This window comes from Accumulibacter sp., from assembly GCF_029255145.1.
Taxonomy (GTDB): Bacteria; Pseudomonadota; Gammaproteobacteria; order Burkholderiales; family Rhodocyclaceae; genus Accumulibacter.
In genome coordinates, this window is sequence record NZ_JAPUVQ010000092.1 from 14,983 (window position 1) to 39,674 (window position 24,692).

At 65.7% G+C, this 24,692-nt stretch carries 16 protein-coding genes; 11 read left to right on the top strand and 5 right to left on the bottom strand.

Annotated features, from left to right (window positions below; genetic code table 11):
• Together Q1L50_RS08950 and Q1L50_RS08955 are read right to left on the bottom strand one after the other, a co-directional pair.
• Entirely contained in the window at positions 1-1,848 is a 1,848-nt protein-coding gene (locus tag Q1L50_RS08950) for an aldehyde ferredoxin oxidoreductase family protein (RefSeq protein ID WP_300337682.1), read from the bottom strand.
• Between the two features lie 12 nt (positions 1,849-1,860).
• A complete protein-coding gene (locus Q1L50_RS08955; RefSeq protein WP_300337683.1) occupies positions 1,861-2,334 on the bottom strand; it encodes a 4Fe-4S dicluster domain-containing protein in 474 nt (157 codons plus the stop codon).
• 341 nt (positions 2,335-2,675) lie between these two features.
• On the opposite strand from Q1L50_RS08955, the gene Q1L50_RS08960 reads away from it, so the two are divergent.
• A complete protein-coding gene (locus Q1L50_RS08960) occupies positions 2,676-3,317 on the top strand; it encodes a histidine phosphatase family protein (protein WP_300337685.1) in 642 nt (213 codons plus the stop codon).
• 97 nt (positions 3,318-3,414) lie between these two features.
• Here the strand turns inward: Q1L50_RS08960 and Q1L50_RS08965 are convergent, their stop codons facing one another.
• Positions 3,415-3,981 (bottom strand): MarR family transcriptional regulator, encoded by a 567-nt coding sequence (locus tag Q1L50_RS08965; RefSeq protein WP_300337686.1) that lies wholly within the window; start codon positions 3,979-3,981, stop codon positions 3,415-3,417.
• Between the two features lie 92 nt (positions 3,982-4,073).
• Here Q1L50_RS08965 and Q1L50_RS08970 point away from each other — a divergent pair, with 92 nt between their 5' ends.
• From Q1L50_RS08970 to Q1L50_RS09005, 8 genes are read left to right on the top strand one after another with little or no spacing between them, the layout of a single operon-like run.
• Positions 4,074-4,988, top strand: coding sequence for a mechanosensitive ion channel family protein (locus tag Q1L50_RS08970; RefSeq protein ID WP_300337688.1), 915 nt, complete (start codon positions 4,074-4,076; stop codon positions 4,986-4,988).
• 5 nt (positions 4,989-4,993) lie between these two features.
• Entirely contained in the window at positions 4,994-6,919 is a 1,926-nt protein-coding gene (gene glgB / locus Q1L50_RS08975) for a 1,4-alpha-glucan branching protein GlgB (RefSeq protein WP_300337710.1), read from the top strand.
• Entirely contained in the window at positions 6,913-7,092 is a 180-nt protein-coding gene (locus Q1L50_RS08980; RefSeq protein WP_300337690.1) for a hypothetical protein, read from the top strand. The genes glgB and Q1L50_RS08980 overlap by 7 nt, the downstream gene beginning before the upstream one ends.
• Positions 7,092-10,466, top strand: coding sequence for a maltose alpha-D-glucosyltransferase (treS, locus tag Q1L50_RS08985; protein WP_300337692.1), 3,375 nt, complete (start codon positions 7,092-7,094; stop codon positions 10,464-10,466). The genes Q1L50_RS08980 and treS overlap by 1 nt, the downstream gene beginning before the upstream one ends.
• A 25-nt stretch (positions 10,467-10,491) precedes the next feature.
• The gene (locus tag Q1L50_RS08990) at positions 10,492-11,715 is read left to right on the top strand and encodes a glucose-1-phosphate adenylyltransferase (protein ID WP_300337694.1); all 1,224 of its coding nucleotides are present in this window, start codon (positions 10,492-10,494) and stop codon (positions 11,713-11,715) included.
• 10 nt (positions 11,716-11,725) lie between these two features.
• Positions 11,726-13,858: a glycogen debranching protein GlgX gene (glgX, locus tag Q1L50_RS08995; RefSeq protein WP_300337696.1), complete on the top strand. Its 2,133-nt coding sequence runs from the start codon at positions 11,726-11,728 to the stop codon at positions 13,856-13,858.
• A complete protein-coding gene (treZ, locus tag Q1L50_RS09000; RefSeq protein ID WP_300337698.1) occupies positions 13,855-15,690 on the top strand; it encodes a malto-oligosyltrehalose trehalohydrolase in 1,836 nt (611 codons plus the stop codon). Before glgX ends, treZ begins: the two co-directional genes overlap by 4 nt.
• The gene (locus tag Q1L50_RS09005; RefSeq protein WP_300337700.1) at positions 15,687-20,828 is read left to right on the top strand and encodes a malto-oligosyltrehalose synthase; all 5,142 of its coding nucleotides are present in this window, start codon (positions 15,687-15,689) and stop codon (positions 20,826-20,828) included. Before treZ ends, Q1L50_RS09005 begins: the two co-directional genes overlap by 4 nt.
• 62 nt (positions 20,829-20,890) lie before the next feature.
• Here the strand turns inward: Q1L50_RS09005 and Q1L50_RS09010 are convergent, their stop codons facing one another.
• Complete coding sequence (locus Q1L50_RS09010) at positions 20,891-21,670, bottom strand: type 1 glutamine amidotransferase (protein ID WP_300337702.1); 780 nt, start codon at positions 21,668-21,670, stop codon at positions 20,891-20,893.
• Positions 21,671-22,211: 541 nt separating this feature from the next.
• Here Q1L50_RS09010 and Q1L50_RS09015 point away from each other — a divergent pair.
• Positions 22,212-23,516 carry a chloride channel protein gene (locus Q1L50_RS09015; protein WP_300337704.1) on the top strand — a complete coding sequence of 435 codons (1,305 nt, stop codon included), beginning with the start codon at positions 22,212-22,214 and terminating at the stop codon, positions 23,514-23,516.
• An 11-nt stretch (positions 23,517-23,527) separates the two neighbouring features.
• Positions 23,528-24,043, top strand: coding sequence for an OmpA family protein (locus Q1L50_RS09020; protein WP_300337705.1), 516 nt, complete (start codon positions 23,528-23,530; stop codon positions 24,041-24,043).
• Between the two features lie 310 nt (positions 24,044-24,353).
• Here Q1L50_RS09020 and Q1L50_RS09025 read toward each other — a convergent pair.
• Positions 24,354-24,692, bottom strand: a 339-nt coding sequence (locus Q1L50_RS09025) for a transposase (RefSeq protein ID WP_300337707.1), incomplete at its 5' end; no start/stop codon positions are given.

Consider the following 24,692-nt stretch of genomic DNA (forward strand, 5'->3'; position numbering starts at 1 on the left):
TCAGAGGCCCAGGCGCGAGCGCGTCGCCGCCGTCGGGACGCCGTCAGGCGTCCAGCCACGCAGGCTGTAGTACTCGGGGAGCATCTTGCCGAGTTCGGCGACCATTCCTTTCGAGCCGCCGGTCTTGCACGGCTCGTTGAGCAGCCGCGGCGGCAGCGTGTCATCCTTGCCGGTGATCCCGGCGGCCAGGTTGAAGTCGCGTTCGAGGTTCCAGATCCGCTCGCCCATCTGCAGCAGCGACTCCTGCGACCAGTCGCCCTGGCAGGCAGCCTGGATCTGCGGCTGGATGTCGTTCATGGTCCACGCGAAGGTGGTGAACACGCACAGCCCGCTGGAGTCGACGACCGCGGTAGCGTCCTGGAAAGCCTTCAACATCTCCGGCTTGCCGGCGGTTTCCCTGGGGTCGGTCTTGACCGGGATGCCGAAAACCTCGCTGGAAACCATGTAACCGCGCAAATGGCAGGCACCGCGGTTCGACGTGGCATAGGCCAGCGCCATCCCCTGCAGCGCGCGACCGTCGTAGGCGGGGAACTCCTGACCCTTGACGCTCATCGACAATTCGGGCCGGCCGTATTTGGCGCAGAGACGTTTCGATCCCAGGCCGATGATTTTGCCGAAGCCTTCGCCGTGCGCGGTCATTTCGGCCAGTCGGCACAGCGCTTCGGCGGAACCGAAAGGCGCTTCGAGGCCGATTTCTTCCTTGCTCAGGACGCCCAACTCGTAAAGCTCCATCACCGCGCCGACGGTCGCCCCGAACGAGATCGGGTCCATCCCGTCTTCGTTGCACAGCAGGTTGGCGAACTGCAGCGCTTCGAGGTCGTCGACGCCGTTGGCGTTGCCCAGCGCCCACGCCGCTTCGTATTCGAGGCCGCCGTTGGCGCCCCAGTATTCGGGCCGCGTTTCGACCGAAAAATGCGTTTCGTCGATGCGTGAAATCCGCCCGCAGGCGATGGTGCAGCCAAAGCACGCCTGATTGGCGACGAGGTGCGTCTTGCCGTCGGTGGCGCGCTTTTCGTGCATCGCTTCGGCCGAGATCTTGCGCGCGCCTTCGAACTCGACGTCGCGGTGGTTGCGCGTTGGCGACGCGCCCATTTCGTTGATCACGTTCATCAGCACCTGCGTGCCGTAGGTCGGCAAGCCCTGGCCGGTCACCGCGTTCTCGGCGAGCACCTTCTTGCCGGCGCTGACGGCGGCCATGAAAGCCTTGGGGTCGGCGATGTTGCCGACGCCGCGGGTGCCGCGAACGGCAATCGCCTTGAGGTTCTTTGAACCCATCACGGCGCCGACCCCGGAACGGCCAGCGGCGCGATGCAGGTCGTTGACGATCGCCGCGAAGAGGACCTGGTTTTCTCCTGCACGACCGATGCTCGAAACGCGCAGCAGCGGATCCTGATGGCGCTTCTTGAGGATCGCCTCGGTGGCCCATACCGTCTGGCCCCACAGGTCACCGGCAGGAAGCAGCGTCGCGCGCTCGTTCTCGACGTGCAGATAGACCGCCTCGGGCGACTTGCCCTCGACGATGATCATGTCCCAACCCGCCGATTTCAACTCGGCGCCGAAGAAGCCGCCCGAGTTCGAGCAGGCAATGACCCCGGTCAGGGGTCCCTTGGTGACCACCGAATAGCGCCCGCCGGTCGACGCCATGGTGCCGGTCAGCGGTCCGGTGGCATAGATGATCTTGTTCTCGGGGGCGAGCGGGTCGACCGTTGGATCGATTTCGCTGACCAGATACCTGCTGGCCAGACCGCGTTGCCCGAGATACTGCGTTGCCCATTCCATGTTCAGCGCTTCGCTGACGCAAGTCCCCTGGGTCAGGTTGACGCGAAGAATTTTGCGAGTCCAGGCCATGATCGTCTCTCCTCAAACCCGTGCCGCGTTGTCGGTTTTCTGCGCCCACTGACGCATCCGCTCAAGGCCCGTCCAGTCCGCGTCGATGTAGGTGATGGCGCTGGTCGGGCAAGCCGAGGCACACGCCGGATCGCCGCCGCAGAGGTCGCACTTCTGGACCTTGCCGGTATCGTGGCTGTAGTTGACCGTCCCGAACGGGCAGGCAATCGTACATACCTTGCAGCCGACGCAGACCGCATCGACGACGACCTTGGCGCCGGTTGCGGCGTCAATCCTGATCGCATCGACCGGGCAGGCGTTCAGGCACCAGGCTTCGGCGCACTGGGTGCAGGTATAGGGAACCTTGCGTCCCTCGTGGTGGAAGTCGAAAACCTTGATCAGCGATCGCGACGGGTTGAATAACCCGGTGTGCTCGTACGAGCAGGCCATTTCACACTGCAAGCAGCCGGTGCACTTGCCCGGATCGATGTGCAAAGACTTCTGCATGACGTCTCCTCCGTTCTCTGATCGATGATCCTGTTGAATGACGCCGCAAGGCCCGCCGCGACGGATAGATCACTATAGGCAATAGCAGGCGCCTGTTAAAGTTGCGCTGCAGCAATCCGCGGCCGGCGCCGTTGCCGGCGATGCCAGATGGGCGGCGTTGGACGGCGTTGGCCGGGACCGGGAGCGGTGACCGGAAATGCCTTAGAATCCGCTCTTTCGGAGCCGGCGGGTGCAGCGTTGCCCTGCTTGCCTGGCCGGGGATCGGTCCGCTCAGGACGCCGGCAGAGGCGGAGCGGCCACTTTCAGCCGGTGCCGCAGACCGCAACTGTCGAGCGAAAATAGTGAAAACCACCCGCATCTGCCTCGTGCGTCACGGCGAAACGTCGTGGAACGCCGAAAAGCGTATCCAGGGAAACATCGACGTCGGTCTGAACACGGCCGGCCAGGCACAAGCCGAAGCCGCGGCCGCGTGGTTGTCCGGGAATTCGACGATGGCCGCGCTGTATAGCAGCGACCTGCTGCGCGCCCGGCAGACTGCCGAGCGCGTCGGCCGCGCGCTGCATCTGGCGCCGATCCTGCGACCGGAATTTCGCGAGCGGCGCTACGGCCTTTTCGAAGGGCTGACCTACTCCCAGTCGCGCACCAGGTACCCGGACGTCTACCAGGTGTTCGAAGGGCGCGAGCCGGATTTCGTCATTCCCTACGGTGGCGAGAGCCTGCGACAGCTGCACCAGCGAGTCTGCGCCGGCCTGCAGCGAGTTGTCGAGGATCATCGCGGCCAGAGCGTGGTCGTGGTGACGCACGGCGGCGTCCTCGATATCGTCAACCGGGTGGTGCGTGGCACCTCGCTGCGCGCGCCGCGCGACTTCCTGATTCCCAACGCGGCGATCAACTGGGTGTGCGCCGACGGCAATCGCTGGCGCCTCGAAGCGTGGGGAGTGACAGACCACCTGGCGATGGTCGGGCTGGACGAACTGCCGTAGCCAGGCTGCGCGCCGCCTCGCAGCGGGGGGTGGCGGCGGGGCTGCCGACGCCTGCCGCATGTCGGCCATGTCGTTGCACCGGCTGAACGCCGGTCTTTCAGCTTTTTGCGCTTGCGACGTTAAGACGCCCCGACGGGCCCATCAGCTGCAGCAGCGTGGTCATTCCCTGTTGCAAGCTCGTCAGAGTGGCCGCCGGCATGGCCTCCAGTGCGCTGCGCAGCCGGCCCTGCAGCGGGCCGGGGATGTCCTTGACCAGGCCGACGCCCTGTTCCGTAAGCCAGATACAGACCACCCGGTTGTCGGCGTCGCGTCTTTCCCGGCGCACCAGCTGGCGCAGTTCGAGCTTGTCGAGCAGATTGCTGGCGGTCGACGGCTTGATCTGCAGCGCCTTCGCCAACCCCGAGACGCGCAGGCCCGGTTGCGCCGAGATCTGCCACAGGGCCCAGAGCTGCGAGCCGCTCAACCCATGTGTGTCATCGATGTTCTGCATGCCGGTCTGAACCGCACGCACCAGCTGCAGCAGCGTGCCAAAGGTTTCATCCGCTTGTTCCCGAACCGGCGCGGCCGCATCGTTCCGATTCCCGGAGGCCTTTTGCGGCGCCTCGCCTTCGTTGCCCAGCTTAGCTCGGTTCGTCATCACGCCAGTCCTCAGGTTGCTTGCCAAATATTTGTGTGCAATACTATTAGTCTTCAACGTTTAATACAAGGGGTTTTTTTGGCCCACCGTTCGACCTCCAGATGGGAATAGACAAACCGATGCTTGACCAACTGCTTTCCTTCGGCCAACAGCTCTCGCCGGCCGCCGCGTCGACGCTGCGCATTGCGCTGATCATCGTCATGGCGTGGATCGCCGTGAATTTCTCGCACAAGCTGATCGCCAGCTTCCGCATTTATATCAGTCGCAACATCGACGATGGCGAGGAGGTGAAACGGGTCGCCACTCTGGGCCGCGTCTTCCGCTACGCTGCCTCGGTGCTCATTTCGCTGGTCACCGGCATCCTGGTGCTTGCCGAAGTCGGCGTTTCCGTGGCGCCGATTCTCGGCGCCGCCGGCGTCGTCGGCCTGGCCGTCGGCTTTGGTGCGCAGAGCCTGGTCAAGGACTACTTTTCGGGCTTCTTTCTGCTGCTCGAAAACCAGATTCGCCAGGGCGATGTCGTCGAAGCCGGCGGCAAGGGCGGACTGGTCGAGGAGATCACCCTGCGTTACGTGCGCATGCGCGACTACGACGGACACGTGCACTTTGTCCCCAACGGCAGCATCACCACGGTAACCAACAAGACCCGCGGCTTCGCCTTCGCGGTAGTGGACGCTGGCGTCGCCTACCGCGAGAACGTCGATCAGGCGCTCGAGGTGATGCGTCAGGTCGGCGCCGAGTTGCGCGCCGATCCGCTTTTCGGAGCGAAGATCATCGACGACATCGAAATCGTCGGCGTCGATTCCTGGGCCGATTCGGCGGTGATTCTGCGCTGCCGATTCAAGGTTGCTGCGATCGAGCAGTGGGGCGTGCGCCGCGAGTACCTGCGTCGCCTCAAGTGCGCTTTCGACGCCGCCGGCATCGAGATTCCTTTCCCGCACCTCACCGTCTATCCCGGCCAGGGCAAGGACGGGTCGAGCCCGCCTCTGCAGCTCGCCGTGCAGGGCGCCACGCAGCAAACCGGAGGAACGCAATGAACTTGATGAATCCCGTACAGACCCATAGCCTGCTCAGCGATCACGATATCTACCTTTTCCGCGAGGGCAGCCACGGCCGCCTCTACGATCGCTTCGGCGCGCAGGCCACCGAGAAGGACGGCCAGGCAGGCTTCCAGTTCGCCGTCTGGGCGCCGAATGCCGAGCAGGTGTCGGTGGTCGGCGACTTCAACCACTGGCAGGCCGGCCGGCATGCCCTGCATCGCCGCGTCGATGGTTCCGGGATCTGGGAAGGCTTCCTGGCCGGACCGGCGTTCGGCGACGGCTACAAGTTCCACATCCGCAGCGCCGGCGGCGAGCAGGAAAAGGCCGATCCCTTCGCCCGCCAGTCGGAAGAGCCGCCGCGCAGCGCTTCACGCCTGTGCACCCTCGACTACACCTGGGCCGACGACGACTGGATGGCCAATAGTCGCGCGGCCAATGCGCTGAACGCGCCGCTGTCGATCTACGAGGTGCACCTCGGTTCCTGGCGGCGCGTCCCCGAAGACGGAGACCGCTGGCTCAGCTACCGGGAGATCGCGCCGCAACTGGCAGCCTACGTCCAGCAGATGGGCTTCACGCACGTCGAACTGCTGCCGGTCATGGAGCATCCGTTCTACGGCTCGTGGGGCTACCAGACCACCGGCTACTTCGCGCCGACGGCGCGCTACGGCTCGCCGCAGGACTTCATGTTCCTGATCGACACCCTGCATCAGGCCGGGATCGCGGTGATCCTCGACTGGGTGCCCTCGCACTTTCCGGCCGACGGCCATGGCCTGGCCAACTTCGACGGCACCTGCCTCTACGAGCACGAGGACCCGCGGCAGGGTTTCCACCCGGACTGGAAAAGTTCGATCTTCAACCTCGGCCGCAACGAAGTACGCGGCTTCCTGATGTCCAGCGCCCTGTTCTGGCTCGACAGGTACCACATCGACGGCCTGCGGGTCGATGCCGTGGCGTCGATGCTGTACCTAGACTACGGGCGCGAGGAGGGCGAGTGGATCGCCAACAAGCATGGCGGACGCGAAAATCTGGAGTCGATGAGTTTCCTGCGCAGCCTCAACGAAGCCGTTTATCGCGACCATCCCGACGTCCAGACGATGGCCGAGGAGTCCACCGCCTGGCCGATGGTTTCACGCCCCACCTACATGGGTGGCCTGGGTTTCGGCATGAAGTGGAACATGGGCTGGATGAACGACACCCTGAAGTATTTCCAGCAGCCGCCGCTGTTTCGCAAGTACCAGCACGACAGGCTCACCTTCGGCGTCTGGTACGCTTTTACCGAGAACTTCGTCCTGCCGCTGTCGCACGACGAGGTGGTGCACGGCAAGGGCGCGCTGATCGGCAAGATGCCGGGCGACGAATGGCAGCAGTTCGCCAACCTGCGCCTGCTCTACGGACTGATGTGGACGCACCCCGGCAAGAAGCTGCTGTTCATGGGCGGCGAGCTGGGCCAGCGGCGCGAGTGGCAACACGAGGAAAGCCTCGAATGGCATGTCCTCCAGTATCCTTTGCACCACGGCGTGCAGTCCTGGGTCGCCGACCTCAACCGCGTCTATCGTGCGCAGAAGGCGCTGCACGAGAGAGACTTCGCCGCCGATGGCTTCGCCTGGGTCGACTGCACCAACTGGGAAGAAAGCGTGATCAGCTTCCTGCGCTACGGCAGGCACCGCGACGATGCGGTGCTGGTGCTCTGCAACTTCACACCGCTACCGCGCCACGACTACAACGTCGGCGCGCCGCGGGGTGGCCAGTGGGAGGAGATCCTGAACAGCGACGCACTCGACTACGGCGGCAGCGGCATGGGCAACGGGGGCCGGGTCGAAGCGCGGCCGTTTAGCGCGCATGGTCATTTCCATTCGCTGTCGCTGACCCTGCCGCCGTTGGCGGTGCTGGTGCTGAAGCCGGTACCGGAAAAGCAACTGCCGTGCTGAACACCGACGCGTTCCCGGTGGCTGCCTGGCGACCGGCCGATGCGGCCGTCACGGCCTGGGAAACACGCCGGCAGCAGGCCGCCGGCCATCCACCTGCACAGCTTTTCGACGACCGCTTTCCCCGACATCCCGAGAAAACAACTTCGACTACTTCCTTTGAATGGAGGAAATGATGCACAAGGCCACCGATTCGCTACATCAAGCCGCGGCTGCGGCCGAGCTGACCTGGGAAAACGACCCCCTGTGGTACAAGGATGCGATTATCTACGAACTGCACGTCAAGGCATTCAAGGACAGCGGCGATGACGGCATCGGCGATTTCAGGGGGCTGACCGAGAAACTCGATTACATCCAGGATCTCGGCGTCAACACGCTCTGGCTGCTGCCCTTCTATCCGTCGCCGATGCGCGATGACGGCTACGACATTTCCGACTACCGCAACGTCAGCCCCGACTACGGCAACCGCAACGACGCGCGCGTTTTCATCCGCGAAGCGCACCGCCGCGGGCTGCGGGTGATCACCGAGCTGGTCATCAACCACACTTCCGACCAGCATCCCTGGTTTCAGGCGGCAAGGCGAGCCCCGGCCGGGTCGAAGAAGCGCGATTTCTACGTGTGGTCGGATACCGACAAGAAGTTTCCGGAAACGCGGATCATCTTCACCGACACCGAGAAGTCGAACTGGGCCTGGGACGAGGTCGCTGGCGCCTACTACTGGCACCGTTTCTTCTCGCACCAGCCGGACCTCAACCACAACAACCCGGAAGTCGTCAAAGCGGTGATCCGCATCATGCGCTTCTGGCTTGACCTGGGCGTCGATGGCCTGCGCCTGGACGCCATCCCCTACCTCTGCGTTCGCGAGGGAACGAACAACGAAAACGTGCCCGAGACGCACGAGGTCATCAAGCAGATTCGCGCGGTGATCGACTCGCGCTACCAGAACCGCATGCTGCTCGCCGAGGCCAACATGTGGCCGGAAGACGTGCGCGAGTACTTCGGCGAAGGCGACGAGTGCCACATGGCCTACAACTTCCCGGTGATGCCACGGATCTTCATGGCCGTCGCCCAGGAGGAGCGTCATCCGATCATCGAGATCATGAACCAGACGCCGGAGATCCCCGACAACTGCCAGTGGGCGATCTTCCTGCGCAACCACGACGAGCTGACGCTGGAAATGGTCACCCAGCGCGAACGCGACTACATGTACCAGACGTACGCGTCCGACCCGCGGATGCGGGTGAACGTCGGCATCCGCCGCCGCCTGGCGCCGCTGATGGACAACAACCGCCACAAGATCGAGTTGGTGACCTTCCTGATCCTGACCCTGCCGGGATCGCCGGTGCTCTACTACGGCGACGAAATCGGCATGGGCGACAACATCTATCTTGGCGACCGCAACGGCGTGCGCACGCCGATGCAATGGAGCCCGGACCGCAACGCCGGCTTTTCCAGGGCCGACCCGCAGCGGCTCTACCTGCCGCCGAACATGGATCCGATCTACGGCTTCGAGGCGGTCAACGTCGAGGCGCAGGCGCGCAACTCGTCGTCGCTGCTGCACTGGAACAAGCGCCTGATCGCGGTACGCAAGAACTACAAGGCCTTCGGCCGCGGCAGCATCCGCTTCCTCGAACCCGGCAACCGCAAGATCCTCGCCTACGTCCGTGAATACCAGGACGAGACCCTGCTCTGCGTGGTCAATCTCTCGCGCAACGCGCAGCCCGTGGAACTCGACCTGGCGGCGTTCAAGACCCGGGTGCCGGTCGAACTGCTCGGACGCTCGGCGTTTCCGCCGATCGGCGACCTGCCATACCTGCTGACCCTGGCCGGCCACGGCACCTACTGCTTCCGGCTGGCGACCGACGTCGAGGTGCCGTACTGGCACGAAGAGCGCTTGGCGCGGCCGGAGCTGCCGATGCTGGTGCTCACCGAGGGCTGGATGACCTTTTCGGGCGGCAAGACCAGCGCCACCACCGTCCGCCGCGCGATCGCCGCGGCCACCCGCGAGCAGTTGCAGCACAAGGTGCTGGCGCCGTATCTGACGACCAAGCGCTGGTTTGCCGCCAAGGGCCACGCCATCGAGACGATCCGGATCCTCGAACAGGCGCCCTGGGAAACCGACCACGGCAGCTGGCTGATGACGATCATCGAGGTCCATTGCGCCGACCTGGAACCACAGGTCTACTCGCTGCCGCTGGCGATCTGCTGGGACGACGAAACGACCGAGGAACAGCGAGCCGTTCTGGCCTCCTGGGCGCTGGCGAGGGTACGACAAAAAGACCGCACGGGACTGCTCTACGGGGCATACGGCGCCGACGGATTCTGCCGCGCGCTGGCCGAGGGGATCGGCAAGAATGCCGCCATCCCCTTTGGCCGGGGACGACTGGAGTTCCACGCCTCGCCGGCATTCGCCACACTGGCCGCCGGTCTCGACGCACCGGTGCGTCATCCGGCGCTCGAACAGAGCAACACCGCGGTGTACTTCGGGGAGCAGCTGTTCCTCAAGGGCTATCGCCGCCTGCAGCCAGGGATCAACCCCGAGGTCGAGGTCGGACGCTTCCTGACCGACCAGTCGCCCTACGCGCATGTCGCGCCGGTCGTCGGATCGGTCGAGTACCGCCGTGCCGACGGACAGACGACCACCCTGGCGCTGCTTCAGGGCTATACCGCAAACCAGGGTGACAGCTGGAACTTCGCCGTCGACTACCTCGAACGCTTCCTGGGCGAACCCGAGTTGCCGTCCGACGACCGTACCGGCACCCCACACGCCTACTTCCTCTCGCTGATCGAGTTGCTCGGCCGCCGAACCGGCGAACTGCACCAGGCCTTCGCGGTGTCCACCGGCAACGCCGTCTTCGAGCGCGAACCGATCACGCCAGCCGATCTCGCCAACTGGTCGAGCGCGCTCCAGGCCGAGGCGGTCGCCACTTTCGACGAACTCGAAAAGCGTCGCGACACCCTTCCCGACGAGGTGCGTACCGCCAGTGACCGCCTGTCGTCGCTCCGGCCGGTGCTGCTCGACCGCATCTCGCCGCAGGCGCTGGCCGGCATTGCCGCGGCCAAGACGCGCTACCACGGCGACTATCACCTCGGCCAGGTGCTGCGGGTGGACAACGATTTCGTGATCATCGACTTCGAAGGCGAACCGGCGCGTCCGATGGAAGAGCGTCGCGAGAAGCATTCAGCGCTGCGCGACGTGGCGGGCATGCTGCGTTCGTTCAGCTACGCCGCGGCGGTAGCCACCAATCGCGTCACCGCCGAACGCTCTACCGACCGCCGCCGCGTCGGGCCGCTGGTCGAGGCCTGGGAAGAACAGGTGAGCGCGGCCTTCCTCGACGGCTACCGCAAGGCCATCCAAGGCTGCCCGGTGTGGCCGGAGGCGCCTGGCGCCGCCGAGCGCCTGATCGAGTTCTTCGTGATCGACAAGGCGCTCTACGAACTGCGCTACGAAATGGGCAACCGGCCCGACTGGCTGCCGATTCCGCTCTTCAGTCTGCTCCGGACGCTGGACGGCCAGGCGGCAGAACGCGAGCAGCAAGGCTTCATCTAAGCCAACCAAGACAGGAGAAAAAATCGTGAAAGTACTCGCCATGGTCCTGGCCGGCGGCCAGGGTTCCCGGCTGCATCCGCTGACCGCGGAGCGGTCCAAGCCCGCGGTTCCCTTCGGCGGCCGCTACCGCATCGCCGACTTCGTCCTCAGCAATCTGGTGAACTCGCAGATCCACGGCATCTACATGATGGTGCAGTACAAGTCGCAGTCGCTGATCGAGCACGTCGCCAAGGCCTGGAGCAGTTCGACCCCCTACACCGGCCGTTTCGTCACCGTCGTGCCGCCGCAGATGCGCGAGGGTCCGGAGTGGTTCCAGGGAACCTCCGACGCCGTCTTCCAGAACATCAACCTGATCGAACGCCATTCGCCCGACATCGTCGCCGTTTTCGGAGCGGATCACATCTACCGCATGGACGTGCGGCAGATGATCGATTTCCACCGCCAGAACTCGGCGCACGTTTCGGTGGCGGCGATTCCGGTGCCGCTGGCGGAGGCCAACGCCTTCGGGGTCATCGATGCCGACGACCGGAGTCGCATCCGCGGCTTCCTGGAAAAGCCGGCAAACCCGCCGCCGATGCCCAGCGACCCGACGCGCGCCTACGGCTCGATGGGCAACTACCTGTTCGACACCGATGTCCTGCTGGCTGCCTTGCGCGAGGCCAACGAGAACGACGAGCACGATTTCGGCCACCACATCCTGCCGCGGCTGATCAAGAGCCACAAGGTGCTGGCGTACAATTTCGGCGACAACCACGTTCCTGGCGTTGCCGGTTACGAAGAGCAGGCGTACTGGCGCGACCTGGGTACCATCGACGCCTACTACGACGCGCACTTCGACGTCCTCGGCGAGCGACCGCGATTCAACCTCTTCAACCCGCAGTGGTTCATCAACTCGAGCTCGTACCAGGGGCCATCGCCGCGCATCCTCCGCGGCGACATCACGAACAGCACCATCGCCGCCGGTTCGCTGATCAGGCACGCGCGGATCAGCAACTCGATGCTCCGCCGCGAGGTAATCGTCGAAGATGACGTCGAAATCCAAGACTGCCTGATCATGGACTACACCGTCATCCGCCGCGGTTCGCGCCTCAAGCGGGTGATCGTCGACCGTTACAACGTGATCGAACCGAACACGCGGATCGGCTTCGATGCCGCAGCCGACCGCGCCCGCTATACCGTCAGCGACGGCGGTGTGGTCGTCCTGGCCAAGGGCCAGGACGTCCCTGACGTCACCCGCTACCAGATCTAGGAGGCCGCCCATGAACCTTCCCGTCACCGCCGTCTGGCCCGGTGCCCCTGCCCCACGTGGCGCCACCTGGGACGGCGAAGGAGTCAACTTCGCCATCTTTTCGGAACACGCCGAGCGCGTCGAACTATGCCTCTTCGACCCAACGGGAAAGAAGGAGGTGCAGCGCGTCGAGCTGCACGAGCGGACCGACCTGATCTGGCACTGCTACCTGCCTGAAGCGCGCCCCGGCCTGCTCTACGGCTACCGTGTCTACGGGCCCTACGACCCGGCCCGCGGCCACCGCTTCAACGGCCACAAGCTGCTCATCGAGCCCTATGCGAAAGACATTGTCGGGCAGGTGCGCTGGAGCGACGCGCATTTCAGTTACAAGATCGGCAACCGCAAGCAGGATCTCTCCTTCGACCGTCGCGACAACCACGCCGGGATGCCCAAGTGCCGGGTCATCGACCCGGCCTTCACCTGGGGCAACGATCGCGCGCCGAACATTCCCTGGTCGGACATGGTGATCTACGAGATGCACGTGCGCGGCTTCACGATGAAGCATCCCGAGGTCGCGCCGGCGCTGCGCGGAACCTACGCCGGGCTGGCGACGGCGCCGGTGATCGACCATCTCAAACGCCTTGGCGTCACCTCGGTCGAGCTGATGCCGGTGCATGCCTTCATCAATGACCGCCACCTGATCGACCGCGGACTGAACAACTACTGGGGCTACAACTCGATCGGCTTCTTCGCCCCCGACCACCGCTACAGTTCGACCGGGGTGGTCAGCGAGTTCAAGACGATGGTCAAGACCTTCCACTCGCACGGCATCGAAGTGATCCTCGACGTGGTCTACAACCACACCGCCGAGGGTAACCACCTCGGCCCGACGCTGTCTTTCCGTGGCGTCGATAACGCCTCGTATTACCGGCTGGTCGGCGACGAGCCGCGTTACTACATGGACTACACCGGCTGCGGCAACACGCTCAACCTGCAACAGCCGCGCATGCTGCAGCTGATCATGGACTCGCTGCGCTACTGGGTGCTGGAGATGCACGTCGATGGCTTCCGCTTCGACCTCGCCTCGTCGCTGGCGCGCGAGCTGCACGCCGTCGACCGGCTCGGCGCCTTCTTCGACATCCTGCTGCAGGATCCGGTCCTGTCGCAGGTCAAGCTGATCGCCGAGCCGTGGGACCTCGGCGAGGGCGGCTATCAGGTCGGCAACTTTCCTGCCGGCTGGGGCGAGTGGAACGACCACTACCGCGACACCATGCGCGCCTACTGGCGCGGTGACGGCGGCGTGATCGGCGATTTCGCGCGCCGCCTGACCGGCTCCAGCGATTTCTACCAGCACAGCGGCCGCAAGCCCTACGCCAGCGTCAACTTCGTCACCGCGCACGACGGTTTCACGCTGCACGACCTGGTCAGCTACAACGGCAAACACAACGAAGCCAACGGCGAGGACAACCGCGACGGCACCGACAACAACAACTCGTGGAACTGCGGCGCCGAGGGGCCGACCGACGACGCCGGGGTCAATGAACTGCGCGTCCGGCAGAAGCGCAACCTGCTGGCGACGCTGCTCTTCTCGCAGGGCGTGCCGATGCTGCTCGCCGGCGACGAGATGGGCCGCACGCAGGGCGGCAACAACAATGCCTACTGCCAGGACAACGAGATCAGCTGGGTTAGCTGGGATCTCTCCGAGTCCGACAGCGATTTCCTCGCCTTTGTCCAGCGGGTCGTCGCCCTGCGCCGCGAGCACCCCCTCTTTCGCCGTCGCAACTTCTTCGAGGGCCGCGCCGTCAAGGGATCGACGACCAAGGACATCCACTGGCTCAAGCCCGACGGCAGCGAAATGACCGAGCGCGAGTGGGCGCACGAGTTCGCGCGCTGCCTTGGCGTCTATCTCGACGGCCAGGCGATGGCCGAAAACGACCGCCGCGGCCAGCCGGTGCACGACGACAACTTCCTGCTGCTGTTCAACAGCCACCACGAGAGCATCGAATTCCGCCTGCCCGAACTGCCGGCCGGTGACGATTGGCACGGCGTCCTCGACACCCATGGCGACAACGGGCTGGGGCCTGAGCGCAGCTTCCAGGGCGGCGACAGCTACCCCCTGGAGAGCCGCTCACTGGCTCTCCTGATCCAGAGGAAGCAAGCATGAAGCGCCAGCACAGCATGCCCTTCGGCGCTGAAGCCGTGCACGGCGGCGGCGTCCGCTTTCGTCTCTGGGCGCCCGGCGTCGCGACCATCACCCTGCAACTCGACGGCGACCAGGAACTGCCGATGACCGCTGCCGACGGCGGCTGGTTCGAACTGACCGTGGCCTCGGCGCAAGCCGGCAGCCGCTACCTCTTTCGCCTGCCCGACGGCCTGCTGGTTCCGGACCCGGTGTCGCGCTTCAACCCGGACGACATCCACGGCGCTTCCGAGATTGTCGCGCCGACTGCCTTTGACTGGTCCGATGGCGACTGGCGCGGCCGACCCTGGCACGAAGCGGTGATCTACGAACTGCACCTTGGCAGCTTCACGGCCAGCGGCGACTTTGCCGGCGCCATCGAGCGGCTCGACTACCTGGTCGAGCTCGGGGTCACCGCGATCGAGATCATGCCGCTGGCCGACTTCCCCGGACGCTGCAACTGGGGTTACGACGGCGTCCTGCCGTTCGCGCCGGATGCTGCCTACGGCCGGCCGGAAGACTTCAAGCGGCTGATCGACGCCGCGCACCAGCGCGGGCTGATGGTCCTGCTCGACGTGGTCTATAACCACTTCGGGCCCGAAGGCAACTATCTGCACGCCTACGCCCCCGACTTCTTCAATCCGCGCCACGCCACGCCGTGGGGTGCGGCGATCAACTTCGACGGCGAAGGCAGTCGGGTGGTGCGTGACTTCTTCGTCCACAACGTCCTCTACTGGCTGGAGGAGTTCCACCTCGACGGCCTGCGTCTGGACGCCATCCACGCCATCTGCGACGACAGCACGCCAGACATCATCGAGGAACTGGCGGCAGCCTTCAAGTCGGTTCCGGGCCGCGCGCGACACGTGCACATGGTCCTCGAGAACGAGCGCAATCAGGCGCGCTACCTGACCCGCGATGACTTCGGCCGCCTGCTGCACGGCACCGCGCAGTGGAACGACGACATCCACCATGCCTTCCATGTGCTGGCCACCGGCGAGAGCGACGGCTACTACGTGGACTATGCCGACGACCCGGCGCGGCTGCTCGGCCGCTGCCTGACCGAGGGCTTCGCCTATCAGGGCGAAGCGTCGACCTTCGCGCACGGCGAGCGGCGCGGCGAAGCGAGCGCCCACCTGCCGCCCGCTGCCTTCATCAACTTTCTGCAGAACCATGACCAGATCGGCAACCGAGCGTTCGGCGAGCGCCTTTGCCACCTCGCGTCGCCGCTGGCGATGGAAGCCGTCACCGCGGTGCTGCTGCTGGCGCCGCAGCCACCGCTGCTGTTCATGGGCGAGGAGTTCGCGGCCGCGCAGCCCTTCCTGTTCTTCTGCGACTTCGGCCCGGAACTGGCGCAGGCGGTGACCGAAGGGCGCCGGCGCGAGTTCTCGCGCTTTGCCCGTTTCGCCGACCCGGCGGTGCGCGAGAGCATTCCCGACCCGAATGCCTCGGCCACCTTCGAGACCTGCGCTCTCGACTGGAGCGCCATCGAGCGCGCGCCACACCGCGCCGTGCTCGAATTGCACCGGCAATTGCTGCTGCTCCGGCATCAATGGATCGTGCCACGTCTGGCCGGCATGGATAACGGCGATCCGCGCCTGGCGATGCCGTCGGCGCGGACGCTGGCCATCACCTGGCGCCTTGGTGACGGCAGTCTGCTGGCGCTGCTCGCCAATCTCGGCGACGACCCGGTCGACGCCACGCCGCCGCCCGGCCAACTGCTGTTTGCCACCGCCAACCTCGATGCCACGACCCTGGCCCGCGGCCGCCTGCCGGCGTGGTCGGTGCGCTGGCACCTGCAACCCGGAGACAGTCGATGACCGCCGCCACTAACAACGACAGCCTGGAGGCACTGGCGCAACTCGCCAGCCGCTGCGGCATCGCCGCCGAATACGCCGACGTCTGGGGCAAGCCGCACGCGACTTCGGCGCGCACCCTGAGCGCGCTCCTGGCGGCGATGCATTTTCCTGCCGACGCCGACCCGGCAGAACTGCTGCGGGAAATCGAGGAGCGCGAGTGGCGCCGCCCGCTACCGCCGGTAATGGTGTTCCCCGCCGGCGGCGAACCGGCGGTTCCGGTGTCGCTGCCGGCGGCACTTGCCAACCAGCAGCACCGCTGGATCCTGACCGAGGAAGACGGCGCCGTCACCACCGGCGAGTTCGCGGTGGAGCAGTTGCCACGGCTTGCCGCCCAGCGCCTGGGCAAGGTCGATTTCGTGCGTGGCGAACTGCGCCTGCCCGCGCTCTCCGAACCCGGTTACTGCCGGCTGGAAGTCGAACAGATCGGCCGCGACGCCATGGCGCAGGTAGCCATGACGCTGATCGTCAGCCCGCCGGGTTGCTTTCAGCCCGACGCCGTGCAAGGCGAGGGACGCGTCTGGGGGCCGACGGTGCAACTCTACGGGCTGCGCTCGCGGCGCAATTGGGGAATCGGCGACTTCGGCGACCTGCGCACCCTGATCGACCTCTCGGCCGAAGCCGGTGGCGGGGTGATCGGGGTCAATCCGCTGCACGCCCTGTTCCCGGACGACCCGACGCGGATCAGTCCCTACAGCCCGTCCAGCCGCTGTTTCGTCAACCCGCTGTACCTCGACGTCGAGGCCATCCCCGAATTCGGCGAATGCGAGGCGGCACGGAACCTGGTGGCCTCGGAACGCTTTCAGGGGAGGCTGCGGCGATTGCGCGCAGCCGAGCAGGTGGCCTACGACGAGGTGTGCGCCGTCAAGCGCGAAGCGCTGGCGATCGTCTATCGTCACTTCCGCGAGCAGCATCTGGCCAGCGACAGTCCTCGCGCGCGCGCCTTTCGCCTGTTCCGCAGTGAAGGCGGCCGGGCGCTGGAGTGGCATGCGCGCTTCGAGGCCCTGCAGGAACGCTTCCGGCGAGACGACGCCAGCGTCTGGGGCTGGCCGGCGTGGCCCGCGGCCTACCACCATCCACAGGCGCCAGCGGTGCTGGCGTTCGCCAACGAGAACGCCGACCTCGTCGCGTACTACGCCTGGCTGCAGTGGCTGGCCGACGAACAGCTCACCGCGCTCGGGCAGCAGTCATCGCGCCGCGGCCTGGGCGTCGGCCTGTACCAGGACCTGGCGGTCGGCGTGAATCCCGGCGGATCGGAGGCCTGGGCGTGGCAGAACGCTTTCGCCCGCGGCGCCTGCGTCGGCGCACCGCCCGACGAATTCAATCCTGCCGGTCAGGACTGGGGGCTGCCGCCGCTGGTCCCGCAGCAGTTGCGGGAAGCAGCCTATGCGCCGTTAATCGCCGTCCTGCGCGCGAACATGCGGCACTGCGGCGCGCTGCGCATCGACCACGTGATGGGGCTGCTGCGCCTGTTCTGGGTCCCCGTCGGCCTGCCGGCGGCACAGGGAGCGTACGTCAGCTATCCATTCGAGGACCTGCTGGGCATCGTCGCGCTTGAGAGCCAGCGCAACCGCTGCATGGTGATCGGTGAGGACCTGGGCACCGTTCCCGACGGCTTCAGGCCGCGACTGGCGACCGCCGGCGTACTCAGCTACCGGCCATTTCTCTTCGAGCGCAGTGACGACGGGAACTTCAAGCCACCAGCCAGCTATCCGCGGCAGGCGCTGGTTGCGGTGAGTACGCACGACCTGCCGACACTGCACGGCTTCTGGACGGGGCACGACATCGACACCCGCGCGGCACTGCAACTCTATCCGTCGCCAGCGCAGCACGAGCAGGCGATCGTCGACCGCGCCCAGGACCGCGCCCGCTTCCTGATGGCTCTGAAGCACGAGCAACTGTTGCCGGAGAACCTCAGCCTGCACCCCTTCTCGGTACCGGAGATCACTCGGCCGCTCAGCGTCGGCATCCACGCTTTTCTGGCGAGAACACCGGCGCAGCTGCTGGTCGTTCAGCCCGAAGACATTCTCGGCGTGATCGGGCAGGCCAACCTGCCGGGAAGCAGCGACGACCAGCACCCCAACTGGCGCCAGCGCCTGCCGCTGGACCTCGAGGACTGGCCCGACGACGGCCGCTTCGCCGGCGTCGGCGAGGTGCTGATCAACGAACGCGGCACCGCCGTCGCGCCGCCCGCCGAAGTTCTGCCGCCGTCGCGACTGGCGGTCATCCCGCGCGCGACTTACCGGCTGCAGTTCAACCGCGACTTCACTTTCGCGCAGGCCGGCGCGCTGGCGCCCTACCTCGCCGCGCTCGGTGTCAGTCATTGCTACGCCTCGCCGTACCTTACCGCACGACCGGGCAGCACACACGGCTACGATATCGTCGACCACGCGACGCTCAACCCGGAAATCGGCACGCCGCATGACTACCAGGAGTTCGACGCCGCGCTCAAGGCCAACGGCCTGGGCCAGGTGATTGACGTCGTCCCCAATCACATGGGCGTCATGGGTGCCGACAACGCCTGGTGGCTGGACGTCCTCGAAAATGGACCCGCCTCGGCCTGGGGCGCCTTCTTCGACATCGACTGGGAGCCGCTCAACCCGGACCTCAAGGGCAAGGTGCTCCTGCCCCTGCTCGGCGATCACTATGGGCAGGTGCTCAACCGCGGCGAACTGCGGCTGGAGTACGATGCGGCACGCGGCGAATTCAGCATCCTCTACTACCAGCACCGCTTGCCGGTGGACCCGGCAAGCTATCCACGCATCGTCGGTCACCGCCGCGAGCGCCTGGCGGCGGTACTCGGCGAAAGCCACGAGCGCTACGGCGAACTGGAGACGCTGCTCACCGCCTTCGGCCACCTGCCCGCCCGCACCGCGGCCAAGCCGGCACGGATGGCCGAGCGCCAGCGCGACAAGGAGGTGCACAAGCGCCACCTGGCGGCGCTGAGCGAAGCGTGTCCCGACATCGCCAACCATCTCGCCGACAATCTGGACGAATTCAACGGCCGCCCCGGCCATCCCGCCAGCTTTGACCTGCTGCACGACTTGATCCAGGTCCAGGGCTACCGCCTGGCGTACTGGCGTGTGGCGTCCGACGAGATCAACTATCGGCGCTTTTTCGACATCAACGACCTCGCCGCTCTGCGCATGGAAGACCCGGCGGTGTTCGAGGCCACGCACCGCTTCATTCTCGACCTGGTCGCCCAGGGCAAGATCGACGGGCTGCGCATCGACCATCCCGATGGACTCTACGATCCGGGCGGCTATTTCCGCCAGCTGCAGCAAGCGGCCGCTGGCCGGCCGCTGGCCGCGGGCGAACCCTTGCCGCTGTACCTGGTGATCGAGAAGATCCTCGCCGACCACGAGCGCCTGCCCGACGACTGGCCGATCCACGGCGCCACCGGCTACCGCTTCGCCAACCTAGTCAACAACCTGTTCGTGGATACCTCCGCCGAGCGGCGGATGACGCGCATCTATCGTGACTTCACCGGCGTCGACAGCGACTTCGAAGAGCTCGCCTACGAGGCCAAGAAGTTGATCATGCACACCGCGCTGTCGAGCGAGTTCACCGTTCTTGCCAATCGCCTGGCGCGCGTTGCGGCCGCCAGCCGGGACACCTGCGACTTCACCCTCAACGGCCTGCGCGAAGCGCTGGTGGAAGTGGTGGCCTGCTTCCCGATCTATCGTACCTACGTCGCCTACGGCGAGTTGTCCGCCGATGATCGGCGGCACATCGCCTGGGCCGTCGCGGTCGCCAAAAAGCGCAGCCCGGTCGCCGATACCGGCATCTACGACTTCATCGAGGGCGTGCTGACCACCGATCTGGCGCGTGGCCGCAGTGCGTCGTTTCGCGAACCCTTGCAGGCTTTCGCGATGAAGTTCCAGCAGGTCTCGTCACCGGTGATGGCCAAGGGCGTCGAGGACACCGCCTTCTACCGTTACCACCGTCTGACTTCGCTCAACGACGTCGGCGGCGAGCCGCGGCGCTTCGGCATTTCGGTGGCGGCTTTTCACGCCGCGACGCGCGCCCGGGCGCTCCGCTGGCCGCACAACATGCTCGCCACCTCGACGCACGACAGCAAGCGATCCGAGGACATGCGCGCGCGTCTCAACGTGCTCTCCGAGATCCCGGCGGCGTGGAAGTTGATGCTCAAGCGCTGGCGCCGGCTGAACCGCGGCCGCAAGCGCCTGCTCGACGGCGTCGACGCACCGTCGCGCAACGACGAGTACCTGCTCTACCAGACCCTGATCGGCACCTGGCCGCTGAACTCGCCGGACGACGAAGCGCTCGCCGCCTACCGGGAGCGCATCGACGCCTACATGATCAAGGCGCTGCGCGAAGGCAAGGAGCACAGCAGCTGGATCCACGTCAATACCGAATACGAGGGCGCGGTCAGCGGTTTTGTCCGGGCCTTGCTGGCGCCGGGCGACAAAAACCTGTTCCTGGCCGACTTCGTCCCCCTGGTCCAGACGATCATCCATCACGGCCTGCTCAACGCGCTCGGCCAGGCGCTGATCAAGCTTACCTCACCGGGAGTGCCGGATATCTATCAGGGCTGCGAGTTGTGGCAGTTCAACCTGGTCGACCCGGACAACCGGCGGCCGGTGGACTACGCCCAGCGCAGCCGTTCGCTAGCCGAAGTCCAGGCGATGGTCGATGCGCCGCCCGAGCAATGGACACAACGCCTGCTGCCGCTGCTCACCGGGATCGGCGATGGCCGGATCAAGCTCTACACCGTCTGGCAGAGTCTGGCGCTGCGCGCGCGCTGGCCGGAAGTGTTCGAGATCGGTGACTACCTGCCGTTGAAAGTCAGCGGCGCGCAGGCGGCGCACGTCTGCGCCTACGCGCGGCGACACGGCGAGCGCACCGTGATCACCCTGGTGCCGCTGCTGCCAGCGCGTCTGCTGGGCGACCGTCAGGTGCTGCCGCTGGGCTCCGAGGTGTGGACCGATACCGTGCTGGAGCTGCCCGACGGCCTGCTTGCCGGCCGTTGGCGCAATGTCCTCAGCGGCGAAAGCCACTCGCCAGCCAGCGAGCTCGCCGTCGGCGACCTGCTGTCGGCTTTTCCGATCGCCCTGCTGGCTTCGGAAGCAGCAGCCTGAGCGCGAAGAGCAATGCCAGGCGAGCACGGCGGCGGGTTCCGGTGCCCTCGCCGCCTGCTTGTTCACCAACGTCGCCCGCGTGCGGCGTTGAGGAACTCCTCGAGCAGCGGCGCACTGTCCAGCAGGTTCGGACTGCCGGGGACGTGGAACTCGGGGTGCCATTGCAGGCCCAGGACGTACGGTTTCCCCTGCAGGCGAACGGCCTCGATCACGCCATCGTCGCTGCGCGCTTCGGCCTGCAAGCCGCGCCCCAGCGACTTGATCGCCTGGTGGTGAATCGATACCACCTGCCCGCCGGTCATCCCGGGGTAGAGCTTCGCCAGGCCGGAGTCCTTCGCCCATTCGACCGCATGACTGTGCCGGTCGTAAGTGGGGTGGACGTGCGTCGTCGCGGTCTCGATCTGAGTCGCGATATCCTGATACAGGGTACCGCCGAGCGCGACATTGATCAGCTGGGCGCCACGGCAAATGCCCAGGACGGCCTTTCCGGCCTCCATGAATTCGTGCAGCAGTTCCATCTCGTAGGCGTCGCGCACCATGTCCCCCGCCCAGTCAGGGTGCAGCGCTTCCTCGCCATAGCTCTGTGGATTGATGTCGGCGCCGCCTTGCAGAATCAGTCCGTCCAGATATTGCGGGTAGTCCGAGAGCCGAATGCTGCTGCGATTGACGATGCCATCGCCGCTGACCGCCGGAATCATGAAGACCATCACGTCGCGCGACATGGCCCAGTGGGCAACGGACTGTTCGAGATAGTGCAGCGACTTCGACTGCAAACCCGTCGCCCCGGCCTGCGGGTGATAGATGCGTGCGGAAAGGCCAATCCGTAGTGGTCGCCAGCTCATCGGGGGTCTCCTTTCAATATGCCAGTCTGCCACCGGGCCACCACCCGCTGGCCAGCCAGCCGTCAGGTCCGCCATGCAGGGCCAGACGACAGCGATCAATCGATGTCCCGGCAGCCAGATGCGGTGACTATACAACCTGCCTGCCACGGGCTACCGCTCGCCCGGCGCGTTCCCGGCCGAAGATGCAATATACCCGGGTTTTCCGGCTCCTGGCCGACGCGCCGGCGTCTTTCCGCGCCTTTGATCGCGGACAACCGCGCTGAACGCCAGTGTCTACGGTGCCGGTCGCACTTGCCGGGCCCGCGACAAAGGTCTGGATGCCCCGGCGTCAGCGGTTTCCAGCGGCACAGTTTGCTCTCGATGCTGGCGCCCGGTGTTAGACTGGACCGCCTGTGCGGATTCGCTCGTCCTGCGAATTCGCTGCCCGCCGCGGCGCTGGCGCCGGTCTGCAGGTTTTCTGGGACGGGCCATTGCCCGTCGCCCAAGTGCAGTTCGAATCGCTCGCCGCGTGTCGGCGGTCAACGAAACCGATCGGAGTCCAATGAACCTTTTTCGCGGCAGGCTCAGCGCCTTCAGATGGCGCACCCGGTTGACCCTGTGGGGGGCAGCCGCTTGTGCCGGGCTGGCGGTGGTCGCGTTCACCAAACTCGCCGACCTCGCGCTGCACACTTTTTTCGAACTGGCCAATACCCACCCCGGGCTGCCATTCCCCTGGGTCCCGTTCGTCTTGACACCGCTGGCCGGAATGTCGGCGGTCTGGCTGACGCGGCGCTTCTTCCCCGGAGCCCAAGGCAGCGGCATTCCCCAAGTGATCGCGGCGACTCGCCTGGCGGCGCGCGGCGAGCCTGTCGGCCACCTGGTTTCCCTGCGCATCGCCGTTGGCAAGATCGGCGTCGGCTGCCTCGCTCTGCTCGGTGGCTTCTCGGCCGGCCGGGAAGGTCCGTCGGCGCAGGTCGCGGCGTCGATCCTGCATTTTGCCCATCGCCTGCTGCCGCACTCGCGGGCCATTGCCCCGGCCGACCTGCTGCTGGCGGGCGGCGCCGCGGGTATCGCCGCCGCGTTCAACACGCCGCTGGCCGGCATCGTCTTCGCGGTCGAAGAATTGGGCAAGCGTCTGGAGGCCAAGACAACCGGCATTCTGGTCAGCACGATCATCCTTTCGGGCCTGGTGGCGATCGCCGTGGAGGGTAACTACAACCATTTCGGGCGGATGAAGGTTTCCGAATTCAGCGAGATCGTCGTCCCGGTCCTGGTCTATGGGATGCTCTGCGGAACTCTTGGCGGGATTTTCAGCCGCCTGCTGCTGTGGCCGCAAAAACACCCGGACTTCGTCCTGTGGCAGTGGCGCGCCGCGAATCCGGTCCGCTTCGCCGGCTGCTGCGGCCTGGTCGTGGCGCTGGTCGGCTGGATGGGCGGCGGCCTGTCCTACGGCAGTGGCTACACGGTGACCTCGGTGCTGGTTTCCGGCGACGCCTTGTCGGCACCCTGGCACGCTCCCGTGACCCGCTACGTGGCGACCCTGGTGACCTATTTCTCCGGCATCCCCGGCGGCATTTTCGCGCCATCGCTGGCCGTCGGTGCCGCTCTGGGAGCCAGCACCTGCGAGATCCTCGGCTTCGCCGTGAACGCGATTCCGATCACCGCTCTGTGCATGGCCGGCTTCCTGGCGGCGGTGACCCAATCGCCGATAACCGCCGCGATCATCGTCATGGAAATGATCGATGGGCACGGCATGGTGATCAGCCTGATGGCCGTCGCATTGATTGCCAACGCTGTCAGCTCGCGCATCAGTCCGGAGCTGTACCAGCAGCTGGCGCAGGGCTTCATGCCCCAGCAGCCGCGTTGAGGGCGAGCTTGATGCTGATCTCTGCTCCCCGTTACGAATGCCTGTTGGTCATCGCCGTGTCCCTCGCTGGCTGCGCCGTCTGGCCTTCGCCTGAGGATCACTTTCCGCCCGACAGCCAGGTCGCTGCGCCGGCGGTGGTGGTCAGCGAGGACACGCCGTCGGCGCTCGAGGAAAAGGTGATCGCCGCCAACCGCGAGGAAGACAATATCTACTTCCCTCTCGGTGGCGTAACGGTGAGTACCCGCGAGAAGGCCAAACTGCAGCAGCACGCCGCGTATCTCAAGGCCAATCCCGGAAAATCGGTGACCCTGATCGGCTACACCGACGACCTGGGGAGCCGCAGCTACAACGTCGCCATCGCCGAACAGCGGGTTGCCGCGGTACGCGAGGTGCTGCGCTCGTACCGGGTTCCCCCGGTGCAGATTCACCGCTACAGCGTCGGCAGCGAGAAGATGCCCAGTGCCTGCAAGACACCTCGCTGCCGAAAAAAAATGCGTCGGGTCGAGCTCGTTTATTCGCCCGACTGATTCGCTGAAGTACGCGCCGACCGACGACGGGGGTTACGTTCGCCGCTCTCCCGGGCCTGACGGCGCGCTTCATCCAATCTGTATGGCCCCGAAGAGCCTCGGCGGACGCCGCCGCTTCGCTATCGGTAGAGCCTTCATCCCACGTTGCCGCCGGGATCGCCTTCCCGGTTTCAGTGTGGGATGAGGCCATCGTTTCAACCTCGAAAGGCTCGGGCCGGGGAGTCTGGATTACCGTGAAAGAACACCCTCCTGAAGGCGAGCGAATCTCTGGCACTTGATGCCATTGAGCGCAACAGGCAGGAAGAGAGGCTCAGGCGGCAGCGGGGATAAAGCCGTGCTTCTTGAGCATCTTCAACCAGCGAGGGGCGTTGCGTGCAACAGATATGGCTTCGAAGTCGGTCGCCGAGTCCCGGTAGTGCGTCTGTCGGCTGATCAACAGGAAGACCGTTTTGAGAATCTTGTGAGCGATGGCGACGATGGCGCGCTTATGCCCTCGTCGCAAGCGAAGTGCCTCGAACTTAGACTTGAAAGCACATCGTGTCCGACTGGCCGCGTGCGCGAACTGGCAAAGCAGGCGTCGGACCCAGGGGTTGCCTTTTCGTATCCGTCCGGTCTTGCGCTTGCCGGCGGACTCGTTGTTGCCAGGACA

Bases quoted from the DNA above. Each gene is read 5' to 3' on its own strand.
- Q1L50_RS08950 (WP_300337682.1), bottom strand. From the start codon at position 1,848: ATGGCCTGGACTCGCAAAATTCTTCGCGTCAACCTGACCCAGGGGACT.
- Q1L50_RS08955 (WP_300337683.1), bottom strand. From the start codon at position 2,334: ATGCAGAAGTCTTTGCACATCGATCCGGGCAAGTGCACCGGCTGCTTG.
- Q1L50_RS08970 (WP_300337688.1), top strand. From the start codon at position 4,074: ATGCTTGACCAACTGCTTTCCTTCGGCCAACAGCTCTCGCCGGCCGCC.
- glgB (WP_300337710.1), top strand. From the start codon at position 4,994: ATGAATCCCGTACAGACCCATAGCCTGCTCAGCGATCACGATATCTAC.
- treS (WP_300337692.1), top strand. From the start codon at position 7,092: ATGCACAAGGCCACCGATTCGCTACATCAAGCCGCGGCTGCGGCCGAG.
- glgX (WP_300337696.1), top strand. From the start codon at position 11,726: ATGAACCTTCCCGTCACCGCCGTCTGGCCCGGTGCCCCTGCCCCACGT.
- treZ (WP_300337698.1), top strand. From the start codon at position 13,855: ATGAAGCGCCAGCACAGCATGCCCTTCGGCGCTGAAGCCGTGCACGGC.
- Q1L50_RS09005 (WP_300337700.1), top strand. From the start codon at position 15,687: ATGACCGCCGCCACTAACAACGACAGCCTGGAGGCACTGGCGCAACTC.
- Q1L50_RS09010 (WP_300337702.1), bottom strand. From the start codon at position 21,670: ATGAGCTGGCGACCACTACGGATTGGCCTTTCCGCACGCATCTATCAC.
- Q1L50_RS09015 (WP_300337704.1), top strand. From the start codon at position 22,212: ATGAACCTTTTTCGCGGCAGGCTCAGCGCCTTCAGATGGCGCACCCGG.
- Q1L50_RS09020 (WP_300337705.1), top strand. From the start codon at position 23,528: ATGCTGATCTCTGCTCCCCGTTACGAATGCCTGTTGGTCATCGCCGTG.